This window comes from Chryseobacterium gwangjuense, assembly GCF_021311115.1.
Classification (GTDB): Bacteria; Bacteroidota; Bacteroidia; order Flavobacteriales; family Weeksellaceae; genus Chryseobacterium; species Chryseobacterium gwangjuense.
In genome coordinates, this window is the sequence record NZ_JAJTNP010000005.1 from 326,547 (window position 1) to 339,482 (window position 12,936).

Below are 12,936 nucleotides of genomic sequence, written 5' to 3' on the forward strand. Positions count from 1 at the left end.
AACGTTAAATTTATTATAATTTTTATAGGGTTTCGCGTTATAAACTCTACCCTCATTATCAATATGTAAACTTCTGAATATATTCTTGTCTTTTATTCTCTGAAATTCCTAAAACCTGTTGAATATAAGCATCCGTTGAACCGTATTTTGTATTGATTTCATTAAAAGCAGCATCCAGATAATCTTTTTCAACCCAACTTAATTTTTCCAAGACTTTGATATCCATTTTTGGATATAAAAAATGTAGATTATTCGCTAAGCCAAGTCGTTTCTGAACTAATTTATCTCTGTAATGATTCGATAAAAGATAATCGTTGTAAATAGTTTCTTTATCAAATTTTAAAATCGTCAGAATCAAAGCCGTAATAATTCCCGTTCTGTCTTTTCCCGCCGTACAATGGTACAAAACAGGATGATCTGAATCCAGAATTTCGGTAATGATCTTCTTTATTGTTTCAGGGTTTTCCGTGACATAATCCTTATAGAAATCAAGCATTCTTTTGTCAGCATCAGAACCATTTACTTTTCCTTTTAATACTAACTTTTTAGCCTGATCCAATTGATCTCCTTCATCTTCAAAAGCAGAATAATTTTTATATATAATTCCGTTTGGAAGATGATCAGGTTTTTGAGCAATTTCCTTTGAATTTCTAAGATCAATAATTTCTTTGATTCCTAAATTTTCCAGCTTATCAAAAGACTTTTTCTTCAATTGATGCAGATGTCCGCTTCTGTAAAGCTTTCCTTCTTTCAAAGTTCTTCCCTCTGCATTTTTAATATGGTCAACAACTCTGAAATTATGAACTTTTTTAATTGCAATATCTTTTTGTACAGTTTCTTTTCCATATTCGGGTACGGAAAACGTCTGTGTTTTGCACGATAAAACACAGACTGATACGATCAATACAAATGATATTTTAATGATTGATTTCAAAAGATCACAAATAATTTTTTCCGATAAAAATCAACAAATCTCCTTTTTCATATTCAATAGAAACTTCGTCTTCAACAGCGAAATTTCTAGTTCCTATTCTTGAAGTAATGCTTAAACTTCCGTTTGTAAGAGGCCAGTTCAATCCTTTTGTCGTAATGTTTTCAGCCGAAGGAAAAGGATACAGTGAAATCATTTTGTTTTTCACTTCTTTTACGCTAAAGCTTTTGGGTACAAAATAATATTCGGAAAACTCATCGTAAAATTTTATGTTTAATTGATCCTTAAATCCAAAAGCTACAGTAAGATTTCCTAAAAAATGATCCTGTTCTCCTCCACTTCCTCCTAAAACATCAACATTTTTAAATCCTTTTTCTAAAATAATTTCCAATGCTTTATGAAAATCGGTTTTGTCCTGATCCGGAGTATAAATGAATTTATCTTCATAAATATTTTCATCAGAACCCGAATGTGAATCAAAATCACCGGAAATAAAATCAAGCTTATCCAGTGGAAAATTCAGATTTTTCAGATAGTGAAAAGCACCGTCTGTACAAGCTATCAAACCATAAGCTTCAGGATTCGGGAAAGATTTCGGAGCATCTCCGTTGATGGAAAGTAATGCTTTATCTTTCATTCGGATTCCAATATTCTTCCGGTTCGTTGTTGATTTTTGAAATATATCTTGCCAATACAAAAAGATAATCTGAAAGTCTGTTCAGGTATTTAATCAGTTCAGGACGAACTTCCTCAGATTCATTTAAGAAAACCAAAGAACGTTCTGCTCTTCTGCAGATTGTGCGTGCAGCGTGTAAAAATGTTGCGGGTTTTCCGCCACCGGGAAGAATAAAATATTGAAGCGGTTCTAATTTTTCATCAAAAGCATCCATCCAGTTTTCCAGTTCTTCAATCTCCGTTTCAGAAATAATGATTGGTAAACGTGATTTTCCGTTTGCTAACATCAGTTTATCTACCGGTGTTGCTGCTTCAGAACCTACTGTAAATAAGTCGAACTGGATTTTTTTTAATTGTCTTAAAACTTCCTGATCCTCGATATGACTTTTCGCAATTCCGATGAATGAATTTAATTCGTCAATATTTCCGTAGCTGTCAACTCTTGCGCTTGCTTTTGAAACTCTTGTTCCGCCATATAACGCAGTCTGACCTTTATCTCCTGTTTTTGTGTAAATTTTCATAGGACTAAAATACTTTATTTTGTACAATGTGAAAAGTAAAATGCATAAAGTGTGATAAAACAAAAATGACCGGTTAAAACCGGCCACCTTCTCAAATTATTTATTTACCTCTACATATTGTAATACGGTCTGGTTCTTAGGATTGTAGATAATGGTACTACTATTCGGGAAACGTTTTAGTTTGTAATATTCAATACTTGTATCATTTTTAATATCATCCAAAAAACCGGAATCAATTGTATTTTCGGGAAGAAATTTTTCTACCAGACTGATTTTATCCAAGATCTTTTGTCCGTCAATTTTTCTGGCAGTTTTATCCGATTTATTTTCATCAGTTGTCGGCTGACTTTCTAAAAAAGGAATTAAAGTCGCTTTATCAGCTTTATACTTAAAAATAAAACCTTCTGAACCATTAGGAAATTTGAACTTCTTTCCTTTTTCCTCTGAAACCATTGCTTTATCTGAACCCGGAAAAACCTGATTGAATTGAACATCTTCGGAATTGGTAAGTGAATTTATTGATTCGTTGACCGTTTTCTTCACTGTTTCGTCAACTGCTTCCTGAGCTTTTTGTTGAACAGTTTCGGTAGTTTTCTGAACGGTCTGATCGATTTTTTCTTCAATTTTATTGCATGATACTAATAAAAATGCAGTGATAACCGGCAAAATAAGCTTCTTCATATTTTTAAATTTCGAGACAATTTACAATTTTATTCATTCATTGCCATAATGTAACGTAAAAGTGTACTTAGATATTTTACTAAAAAATAAAAATATTTTTCATCCTCAAAATCCTACTGACAAACTGTTGTCACAACCCTGATTTACCTTTGTATCAACAAAAACAAATAATATTAAAATTATGACAACTACAGCAACTATCACAAAACAATTTATGACAACTGAACAATTACTGGAACATTGGCAAGGACACAGAAACCTTACAAGAAGGGTAATCGAAGCTTTCCCTGAAAAGGAATTATTTGAGTTCTCTGTTGGAGGAATGAGACCGTTTGCAAAACTGGCAGTAGAGCTTATCAGTATTGGCGGACCAGCTTTGAAAGGAATTGTAGACAAAAATATGGAAGCCTACAACGAAGAAGGTTTTGCACCAAAAACAAAAGAAGATATTTTGAAAAAATGGGATGAGGAAACAGAAGTAATCAATCATTATTTTGCTCAGATTTCAGAAGAGCGTTTTCAGGAAACTTTCAATTTATTCGGACAATATGAATTCCCGGTGTATCAGAATATTTTATACTTTGTGGATAATGAAATCCATCACCGTGGACAAGGATATGTTTATTTAAGAGCTTTAGGAATTGAGCCGCCTTTTTTTTGGGAGAGATTTTAGGATCTTTAATGCCTTTATGGAGACTAAAATCTTTGATTAAACATAACTTGAAGAATCAATCATAATCAGTCAAAAGACAAATTGCAAATAGATTCAAACCTACATAATTTGAATTTTGTCTTTCATTTTACTTTTGATTTTTTATCCTTTTTTAACTCAATAAATCATTTCACATTTAATTAATTTTGCTGAAAAACCTCAACAGTTTCTGTTGAGGTTTTATTGATGCTTGTCGGAAATGTTGGTTAACAAGTCTCTTAATTTTTCTTTCAGACTTTCAGGCTCCAGAATCGTTGCATAGTCTGCAAACGTAATCAGCCAGCGAGGAAATCCATCCTTGATCCATTCAGTTTCAAATGTGAGCTCTACTCCGTTTTCTGTATCAACTTCTTCAACCAATCCATAATATTTTTTTGAATTGACGAGATGTCCCATTATTTTTTTCTCCACTAAAAGTCTTACAATGGTTTTATTCCCATTGCTGCTTTTTCGGTACTCATTGATTTGCCCATATTCTTGTAAAAACGGATTTTGCGTTTTGGAAATCTGTAGAATCCTATCGACACGAAATTGTCTGAAATCATTTCTCAAGGTACAAAAAGCCATGATGTACCAGTAATTGAATTCAAAGAAAACGCCGACTGCTTCGATCGTTCTTGTAGAAATTTTATCATCAACCGTTTTATATTCTATGATTAATTGACGTTTTTCAGCAATACTTTCTAAAATAGTGGGAATAACATCTTTTATGGTGTCTTCCGTTTTTGCATGATACTGAAAAATATCAATCTGCTTTTCGATATTTTGAATTAAATTTCGGTCAGAATATTTCAAAACCGAACGTACTTTTTCCATTGCTGTCTGATAATGGCTTCCTAAACTTTGATGGGAAAATTTCTGCATCAGTTTCTCAGCGGTAATGAAACTTAGCACTTCTTCTTTCGTAAACATTACAGGTGGAAGTTTGTAACCATCCATCAAAGAATAACCGCTTCCGGCTTCTCCAACAATCGGAATTCCTGCATTTTCCAATGTTTTAACATCCCGATAAATCGTACGAACACTTACATCAAATTTTTCGGCAAGATCTTGCGCCCTTACAATAGATTTTGATTGGAGTTGAGTGAGAATAGCAGTAACCCTGTCAAGTTTTTTTAGGTAATGGTCGTTCATTGACTGTTTAAATATTTAGCAAAAATAATGTCTAATTAATTATCTTTAAAAGTATTCACCAATTTATCCAGATTTAAACTTCTTGCGGAAGCATCAAAAATCTCACGATAGGTTCCGTTAATTTGCACCAGTTCGTCATGAGTTCCGCTTTCTACCACTCTCCCTTTTTTCATCACATAAATTTTATCCGAATCTAAAATCTGGGATAGGGAGTGAGAGATAATAATCACGGTTCTTCCCTCTTTTATGGCATCCAAAGAATTTTTGATCTGTTCCGTCGCAATGGCATCCAAACTTGCGGTAGGCTCATCCAAGAAAATAATCGGTGGATTTTTTAAAAATAATCTTGCAATGGCAATTCTCTGTTGCTGCCCTCCCGAAAGTTGAGTGGCATCATGATTATATTTTTCAGGTAAATCCAGAATTTGCTCGTGAAGGTAGGCTTTTTTGGCAGCTTCTTCAATTTCTTCAAACGTTGCATTCATGTTTCCATAGCGGATATTGTCTTCGATACTTCCCTGAAAAATATGATTTTTTTGAAGTACCAAACCCAAATCATTCCGAAGAAAGGTATTATCAAAATCATTCAAATTAACATGATCTAAAAGAATTTCGCCGGAATCCGGAAGATAAAATTTACATAAAAGATTGATAACCGTCGATTTTCCGGCGCCGCTCAACCCAACCAAAGCGGTTGTTTTTCCGTTTTCAATTTTCATGGAAACATCGTGTAAAGCCTGCGTTCCGTTGGGATACGTGAAATTGATGTTTTTTAATTCAAAAGTTCCTTTAATTTCTTTTTCTACAAAAGTTCCGTTCGCTTCTTTTTCATCATCAGCATTTAAAATATCAAAATATCCTTCTGCATAGATCATGGCATCATTCATATCATCATAAATTCTGTGAAGCTGACGAATCGGAGCAGAAACATTATTAAAAAGCATAATATGAAGCATAATAGCACCAATGGTCATTTGCTGATCCAATACGAGATAGACCGTGAGTAAGATAATTAAAACCACTCCGAACTGTTCGATGAAAGTTTTTAAACCATCATAAATAAAGTTCGTTTTCCGGGTGAACATCTGGCTTTCCATGAGTTGCATCTGCAAATCGTATTGTTTTTTCCCTTCGAATTTTTCACGGACAAAACTTTTAATCACCATAATGGAGTTAATTAAGTTTAATAATCCTGAAGTTTTCTGTTCGCGTTGGTTTCTCAACGTTCTTCTTACCCCACCCAATTTTTTCGCCTGAAGTGAACTGATATAAAAATAAATTGGGACAATAATGGTAGAAACAATTCCGACATACACATTTTGCAGATACATAATAATCAAGGCAATAATGGCATTGGAAAACAATGGCAACATATCGATGAAAAAGTTCTGAACCAATCTTGTCAGACTTTCAATTCCGCGGTCAATTCTTATCTGCAGCTTTCCCGATTCGTGGTTTTCATCATTAAAGTAAGCTACTCTGTAAGTTAGAATCTTATCAATGGCTGATTGTGCCAAAACAGAACTTACATTAATTCTGATTTTCTCACCATAAAATTTCTGTCCGAAATTGATAAAAATATTCAATAATTCTTTCCCCAATAAAATCACGGAAATCAATACCAAAACATGAATTCCTTCTGACATCGGATGCGGAAGATTTGTCAATTTTGTAACCTCATCCACGGTATATTTTAAAACCAATGGATTCACTTGTGCTGCAAGAGCTCCTAAAAAGGTAAGAAATAAAGTTCCATAAATCATCAGTCGATAAGGCTTGATAAATGGAATGAGCTGTTTATAAATTCCGAATAAAGTAACGGTTCTGTTGAAAGGTTTTGCCATAGGAATTATTTTAACTAAAAAACGTACCGTTTTACAGAGAAAAGGTACGTTTTATTCTATTTTTCAGCAAATATTTGCTTTATTTTATCCTTCGTAAAAATAAGTGGTCACATAATGCAGCTCCGGTTTCGAAGCTTCTTTTGATTCTGATTCTGCCTGTTCCAATGAGTAATGGGAATTGATTTCCTTTTTCTGAAACACATAAGAATTATTTGCATTTTTATCAACCACTTCACTGAAAATATGCTGAATTTCCGAATTTCCCAATGATGCAAAACTAATGTCTTCAAAACCGTGCATCAATCTCAGATCATCAAACTGAGAGAAATTATGATCTACAAAATTCTGGAACTGAGATTTTGAATCGAAGTTTCCTGCCCAAATGTTGTATGCATAAGTTTTGCTTTTCGGTTTGTCGAAAATACTTTGATACACAAAGTTTTCTCCCAAATACGCTTCTCTTACCTGCGGATCGTTTGCCAGTTCTTCAGGAAGACCTTCTTTCAGAATTCTTCCTTCAAACATAATGTAGGTTTTATTCGTAATTGCTAATGTCTGTTGTACATTGTGGTCGGTAATCAGAATTCCGATGTTTTTATCGGTAAGACTTCTTACAATTTTCTGAATATCTTCCACCGCAATCGGGTCTACTCCGGCAAAAGGTTCATCCAGAAGAATAAAACTCGGGTCGGTCGCAAGACATCTTGCAATTTCAGTTCTACGTCTTTCTCCTCCTGACAAAAGATCTCCTCTGTTTTTACGAACGTGCTGCAAAGAAAATTCCTCGATCAGCTCATCACATTTCATCTGTTGCTCACGCTTTGAAAGTTTCGTCAACTGCAGAACTCCCATAATATTATCTTCCACAGAAAGCTTTCTAAATACGGAAGCCTCCTGAGCTAGATAACCGATCCCTTTCTGGGCTCTGCGATACATCGCATCTGAGGTGATCTCCTGCTTATCCAGAAAAATTTTACCGGAAGTAGGTTTAACCAATCCTACAATCATATAAAACGATGTGGTTTTTCCTGCTCCGTTCGGACCAAGCAATCCAACAATTTCTCCCTGCTGAACCTGTACTGAAACACCTTTTACAACCTTTTTAGGACCGTATTCTTTGATTAAGTTTTCTCCTCGTAAAATCATAGCAGCAAAGATAAAGTTTTTTTGAATTCAATTTTTAGATTACGGCTTGCTGATAAAAGTTTTATGATATTTTAAAATTGAACCCGGCAATTTTATTTAATTTTAGGACACCAATTTACAATCATCATGAATATGGAAAATAATCAACAATTAACCGAGCTTTTAGCATTAGATCTTGGAATTAATATCGTCAACCGAAGGCCTTATGCAAAAGAGGTTTTCAAATGGCAGGATATGGATCTCCTTCCCCATTCTTCTACGGATACTTTACTCTGCGAAATTTTTGAATGGAATGGAAGAAACTGGCGAACTACCAGCAATAATCTTATCGGGTTCTTATTCTCAGATGCCAATCTAAATACTGTGAAGGAACAATTAATCAATGTTCCCAAACATCCTGCGTTGATTCCGGATTTTGAATTTACAAAGGACAGCATGATAGAATACGGACTTTCACTGCCTTCGTTATTCAATATCGGAGTAAACGGGAATATTAAAAGTGCCAAAGATTTTTCTGTACGCGTAAATGGTGTTACGAAATCCAGAATTACCAATATCGATTCTCCGGGAATAGAAATTCTAAGAAGTTATTCTGAATTTACTCAAAATAAGACCAAAACGTATCGGAAAAACATTAAATTTAATTATTTAAGCACTTCTTTGTTCTACGCGGAAAGTGTGGAAATTTATCTTGAAAAAGAATCCGGAGTGGATTTAGATGTCAGTTTTCAGACTCAGGATGTAGAAGTGAATGCTAAAATTAATACAGACACTAAAAAACATTTTGTCTTAAAATATTCAGGAAATCAGGCTCCTTTTGCTGCAAAATTTACGAAAGGAAAGGATTTTAACATTATGTAGTTTGTCTCATTAATGTTAAACTTATTGTAATCACAAATCCCAAAAATGTTAAACTTTTGGGATTTGTAATTTTTATTAAATTATTTATTTAAAATCATTGCAGCTTCTTTTGCAAAATAGGTAAAGATCATATCTGCTCCTGCTCTTTTAAAGCATGTTAAGCTTTCAATGATGGTTTTATCATTATCTAACCAGCCATTCTGAGCCGCAGCTTTTACCATTGCATATTCTCCGCTTACATTGTAAACCGCAATCGGAAGATCAATCGCTTCACGAACTTTAGAAACAATATCAAGATACGGAAGTCCCGGTTTAATCATGATGATATCCGCTCCTTCTTCTACATCTTTATACACTTCATTGAGTGCTTCACGAGAGTTATGAAAATCCATCTGATAGGTCTTCTTATCTTTTGGAATTTCCATAGTATCTTTTGGCGCACTGTCTAAAGCACTTCTGAAAGGGCCATAGAAAGAACTTGCATATTTTGCGGCATAACTTAAAATTCCTACGTCTGTAAATCCGTTTTCTTCCAACGCTTCACGAATCGTCAATACTCTTCCATCCATCATGTCACTTGGTGCCACAATGTCAGCTCCGGCTTCAGCATGAGACACAGACATTCTTGCCAATGCATCATTGGTGGCATCGTTCAAGATTTTTCCGTTTTCAATAATTCCGTCATGTCCGTAGATTGAATAAGGATCTAAAGCTACATCCGGCATAACAATCATTTCAGGAACCGCATTTTTGATCGCTCTGATCGTATTTTGCATCAATCCGTCTTTATTCCATGCTTCTTTACCGGTATTGTCTTTCAGATGATCTGACACTTTCATGTACAGATTGACCGATTTTACTCCTAAAGAAAATAATTCTTTACATTCTTTCACCGTAAGATCTATGCTCCTCCTGAAAATTCCCGGCATCGACGGGATAGGTTCCTGCTTGTTTTCGCCCTCCATTACGAAGATTGGCATTACAAAATCATCCGTTGTAAGAATACTTTCTCTTACTAAACTTCGGATAGATTCGTTTACTCTTAGCCTTCTGTTTCTTGAATGTATCATTTTTGGAATACTTTTTGAATAAGTTTATGCAAATTTAATACAAGTTCTATAAAAAAGTATTGCAAGTGATTATAGAATTAGTTATTTTTGTTATGATATATTCGAGAAATTATAATTGAATGAAAAAACTTTTACTTTTATTTATATTCCTAGGCGCATTTGTTGGATTTTCTAGCAATTTACAAGCTCAACAAAGAGAGCCTTCTTCCATCTCGCAAAAGTCTGATGATGGAATCATTGTAGCTTATCCCAATCCTGCGAAAGATTATTTGGTGGTAAAAGCGAAAGATGCATCTTTAAAAGTAAAGAATGTAACTTTCTATTCTATCCTAGGTACTCAAGTAGCCAGCTACACCGTGAATATGAACTCCGGAGAGATTAATATTGAAAAATTAAAACCCGGAAAATACCTGATTCGCTATATTTTAAGCGATAACACCCAAAAGGTAACGCAAATAGTAAAACAATAATAGTAAATCCTGATAATCATCAGGATTTTTTCTTTTCCATTAATTCTGTTTTAATAATTCCGTAACTTTCGGAACTTTATTATACTAATAGGTAAAAACAAATTAATGCTAAAAGCTGAACATATTAGAAAGACCTACAACGCCGGTAAAAAGGTGGCTTTGGATGACTTCAGCATCCATGTTCCGAAAGGAAGTATTTATGGTCTTTTAGGTCCGAACGGTGCCGGAAAAACTTCTTTCATCCGTATCATCAACCAAATTACTCAGGCAGATTCCGGAGAGATTCAAATTAACGGAGAAAAGCTGAATCCCTATCATATCAAAAACATCGGTTATATGCCTGAAGAAAGAGGCTTGTATAAAAATATGACTGTTGGCGATCAGCTCCTTTATTTTGGGGAATTGAAAGGAATGAGTAAAAATGACGCTCTGAATGAAGCCAAAAAATGGTTCGACAAACTTCACATCGACCAATGGTGGAAAAAAAAGCTGTCTGAACTTTCCAAAGGGATGGCTCAGAAAATCCAGTTTGTTGTGACTGTACTTCACAGACCTCACCTTTTGATTCTGGATGAGCCTTTTTCAGGTTTTGATCCTGTAAATGCCAATTTGATTAAAGATCAGATCATAGATCTTAAAAATAACGGAACCACTATTATTCTTTCTACCCACAGAATGGAAAGTGTAGAGGAAATGTGTGACTATGTTGCTTTGATTAATAATTCTCAAAAAATTATTGACGGAAGGGTTTTTGACGTCAGAGAAAAGTTTAAGAAAAATATTTTTGGAATTACTCTTTCTGAGGTTAATGATTCTCAATTGGAAAGTTTCAAAAACAAATATGAGATCTTTAATATTACGAATGAAAATCACCTCGTTTCTTTTGATCTGAAAAATGAAGCCGATCAAAACAATATTCTTTTGGATCTTGTAAACGTAGGAAAAGTAAGGTCTTTTGACGAAAGAATTCCTAGCATGAATGAAGTGTTTATCAATGCCGTAAGTAATCATTCTTAATTTTATGAATAATATTTTTTTAATTACTAAAAGAGAATTTCTTACGCAGGTTAAGAAAAAATCTTTCATTATACTGACTTTGCTTGCTCCTATCCTGTTAATCGCTTTTGGAGCGGTAATCGGACTGATGTTCAAAGCCAACGAATCCCACAATATCATTGAAGTTGTTGACAACAGCGGACTTTTTAAAAATGAATTGAAATCTACCGATAAGATAGAATACAAAATCATTCCGGCTGCTGAGGAACAGTCAAAAATAAGCACGCTGAAAGGCAATGAAACTTTAGATGGAATTCTTATTTTATCTCAGATACACGATGGAAATTATAATGAGTTTCAGAAAAATACAAGACTGATCGTGAATACAAAGATCGGTTTTGATACCAAGCAACGTATCATTTCTGACCTCAGCAATGTTATTAAAAAAGAGAAAATAAAACAATTGGGTATTGCCGAAACTCAGATTGATGATCTTGATAAAGGCTTCTCGCTTAAGACGATTAATGTTTCGGAAAATAATAAGGAAGATTCTGATCTTGCTCTTGGAGTGAAAAGTGTACTGAGTATGCTTCTTATGTATGTCACCTTCATGTTTATCATTATTTACGGAGTAAGAGTAATGCGAAGTGTTCTGGAGGAAAAAAACAACCGTGTTGTAGAAATCATTATTTCTTCGGTAAAGCCTTTTGAATTGATGATGGGAAAAATTCTGGGAGTAACTTTGGTCGCTTTAACGCAATTCATTGTTTGGATTACAATGTCTGTGGTTGGAGCTTTGGTTTTAAATACCGGATTTTCTACTATGCAAAAAAATATTCCGGGAGGTGAAGAAGCGATGATGAGTAAACTGGATGTAGCTCAAATCGCTACACAGGTATCACATAGTTTATTAGAGTTAAACTTCCCTTTAATCATTTTTGTATTTATTATCTTTTTCCTTTTAGGATATATCTTTTACAGCTCAATTTATGCAGCAATTGGTTCGGCTGTGGATAATGAAACCGAAACTCAGCAATTTACCTTATTTGCCGTATTACCGCTTATGTTGGGAATGTATGGAAGTTTTTCGTTCATCAATAATCCTGATGGACCGCTTGGCTTCTGGTTATCGATTATTCCGTTCACTTCTCCGGTTGCCATGATTGCCAGAATTCCTTATGGAGTTCCTGCATGGCAAATTGCTTTGTCTATTGCATTGCTTTTAGGAACCACTATTTTCATGATTTTCCTTGCCGGAAAAATTTACCGAGTAGGAATTCTGATGTATGGAAATAAAGCGACATTAAAAGAAATTTGGAAATGGATAAAAAGTTGATCCGTTGAATCAATAAAATATAAAACGTTTCGTGAAAATTCACGAAACGTTTTTTTTAATACTATGTTATCAGTTTTTATCTTTACATCATTCCTGTTGTGTTTTATTACATATTAACGGCAAGTATTAGCAATCCCTGTATTACAAGGATCATCCCTATTGGAATTCTGATTGCTGATTCCTACATTTTTTCTTTGAAGCTGATTCTGGAGATTAGTAGAAACTCCGTTAACCATATTGGAAAAACTCTGCTGACGAATTTCTTTGGAAGCCTGTCTGTCAGATTCTAATCTGTTTAATTCGGCATCCATCGCTTCTTTACTTTGGTTAGCCAGATCATTTGCCCAATCGGTGTATTTGGTAGTATAATCTGATCCGAGAGTTGCAAGACTCACAAGGCAATCTGTAAGTTTGGATTGAAGAAGGCTTTCTCCTCTATACATTTTAATTGTAAGAGATTTGCATTCATTCAATCTGTTTTCTCCTTCTTGAGCCATTATGAAGTTTAAGGTTAGAAAGAAAAAAGCAACTCCTATGATTTTAGAATACGTTTTCATGG

General features: G+C 34.3%; 13 protein-coding genes and 1 pseudogene. 5 read left to right on the forward strand and 9 right to left on the reverse strand.

Annotated elements, in window-relative coordinates; all coding sequences use genetic code 11:
• Positions 1 to 58: 58 nt before the first annotated feature.
• The 4 genes from LV842_RS12080 to LV842_RS12095 form a co-directional block, all read right to left on the reverse strand.
• Positions 59 to 934, reverse strand: a complete 876-nt coding sequence (locus LV842_RS12080; RefSeq protein ID WP_233111714.1) for a tyrosine-protein phosphatase — start codon at positions 932 to 934, stop codon at positions 59 to 61.
• Positions 935 to 938: 4 nt separating this feature from the next.
• Positions 939 to 1,568: a thiamine diphosphokinase gene (locus tag LV842_RS12085; RefSeq protein WP_233111715.1), complete on the reverse strand. Its 630-nt coding sequence runs from the start codon at positions 1,566 to 1,568 to the stop codon at positions 939 to 941.
• Positions 1,558 to 2,127 (reverse strand): cob(I)yrinic acid a,c-diamide adenosyltransferase, encoded by a 570-nt coding sequence (locus tag LV842_RS12090; RefSeq protein ID WP_233111716.1) that lies wholly within the window; start codon positions 2,125 to 2,127, stop codon positions 1,558 to 1,560. The genes LV842_RS12085 and LV842_RS12090 overlap by 11 nt, the downstream gene beginning before the upstream one ends.
• Before the next feature lie 96 nt (positions 2,128 to 2,223).
• A complete protein-coding gene (locus LV842_RS12095; RefSeq protein ID WP_233111717.1) occupies positions 2,224 to 2,808 on the reverse strand; it encodes a hypothetical protein in 585 nt (194 codons plus the stop codon).
• Between the two features lie 181 nt (positions 2,809 to 2,989).
• Here LV842_RS12095 and LV842_RS12100 point away from each other — a divergent pair, with 181 nt between their 5' ends.
• Positions 2,990 to 3,481, forward strand: coding sequence for a DinB family protein (locus tag LV842_RS12100; protein ID WP_233111718.1), 492 nt, complete (start codon positions 2,990 to 2,992; stop codon positions 3,479 to 3,481).
• Between the two features lie 219 nt (positions 3,482 to 3,700).
• On the opposite strand, the gene LV842_RS12105 is transcribed toward LV842_RS12100, so the two are convergent.
• The 3 genes and pseudogenes from LV842_RS12105 to lptB all read right to left on the reverse strand — a co-directional run.
• Complete coding sequence (locus LV842_RS12105) at positions 3,701 to 4,654, reverse strand: helix-turn-helix transcriptional regulator (protein WP_233111719.1); 954 nt, start codon at positions 4,652 to 4,654, stop codon at positions 3,701 to 3,703.
• Between the two features lie 35 nt (positions 4,655 to 4,689).
• On the reverse strand, positions 4,690 to 6,417 hold the full coding sequence (locus tag LV842_RS12110; protein ID WP_233111767.1) for an ABC transporter ATP-binding protein: 1,728 nt from the start codon (positions 6,415 to 6,417) through the stop codon (positions 4,690 to 4,692).
• A 501-nt stretch (positions 6,418 to 6,918) separates the two neighbouring features.
• Positions 6,919 to 7,644: pseudogene (lptB, locus tag LV842_RS12115) on the reverse strand (LPS export ABC transporter ATP-binding protein); the annotation flags it as partial.
• A gap of 132 nt (positions 7,645 to 7,776) precedes the next feature.
• On the opposite strand from lptB, the gene LV842_RS12120 reads away from it, so the two are divergent.
• Positions 7,777 to 8,505: a hypothetical protein gene (locus LV842_RS12120; RefSeq protein ID WP_233111721.1), complete on the forward strand. Its 729-nt coding sequence runs from the start codon at positions 7,777 to 7,779 to the stop codon at positions 8,503 to 8,505.
• Between the two features lie 80 nt (positions 8,506 to 8,585).
• On the opposite strand, the gene hemB is transcribed toward LV842_RS12120, so the two are convergent.
• The gene (hemB, locus tag LV842_RS12125; protein WP_233111722.1) at positions 8,586 to 9,575 is read right to left on the reverse strand and encodes a porphobilinogen synthase; all 990 of its coding nucleotides are present in this window, start codon (positions 9,573 to 9,575) and stop codon (positions 8,586 to 8,588) included.
• Between the two features lie 119 nt (positions 9,576 to 9,694).
• On the opposite strand from hemB, the gene LV842_RS12130 reads away from it, so the two are divergent.
• The 3 genes from LV842_RS12130 (at position 9,695) to LV842_RS12140 (ending at position 12,377) form a co-directional block, all read left to right on the forward strand.
• The gene (locus LV842_RS12130) at positions 9,695 to 10,045 is read left to right on the forward strand and encodes a T9SS type A sorting domain-containing protein (RefSeq protein WP_233111723.1); all 351 of its coding nucleotides are present in this window, start codon (positions 9,695 to 9,697) and stop codon (positions 10,043 to 10,045) included.
• A gap of 105 nt (positions 10,046 to 10,150) precedes the next feature.
• Positions 10,151 to 11,062, forward strand: a complete 912-nt coding sequence (locus tag LV842_RS12135) for an ABC transporter ATP-binding protein (RefSeq protein ID WP_233111724.1) — start codon at positions 10,151 to 10,153, stop codon at positions 11,060 to 11,062.
• A gap of 4 nt (positions 11,063 to 11,066) precedes the next feature.
• A complete protein-coding gene (locus LV842_RS12140; protein WP_233111725.1) occupies positions 11,067 to 12,377 on the forward strand; it encodes an ABC transporter permease in 1,311 nt (436 codons plus the stop codon).
• Positions 12,378 to 12,490: 113 nt separating this feature from the next.
• Here LV842_RS12140 and LV842_RS12145 read toward each other — a convergent pair whose 3' ends face one another.
• Positions 12,491 to 12,934 carry a hypothetical protein gene (locus LV842_RS12145; RefSeq protein ID WP_233111726.1) on the reverse strand — a complete coding sequence of 148 codons (444 nt, stop codon included), beginning with the start codon at positions 12,932 to 12,934 and terminating at the stop codon, positions 12,491 to 12,493.
• Positions 12,935 to 12,936 lie beyond the last annotated feature (2 nt).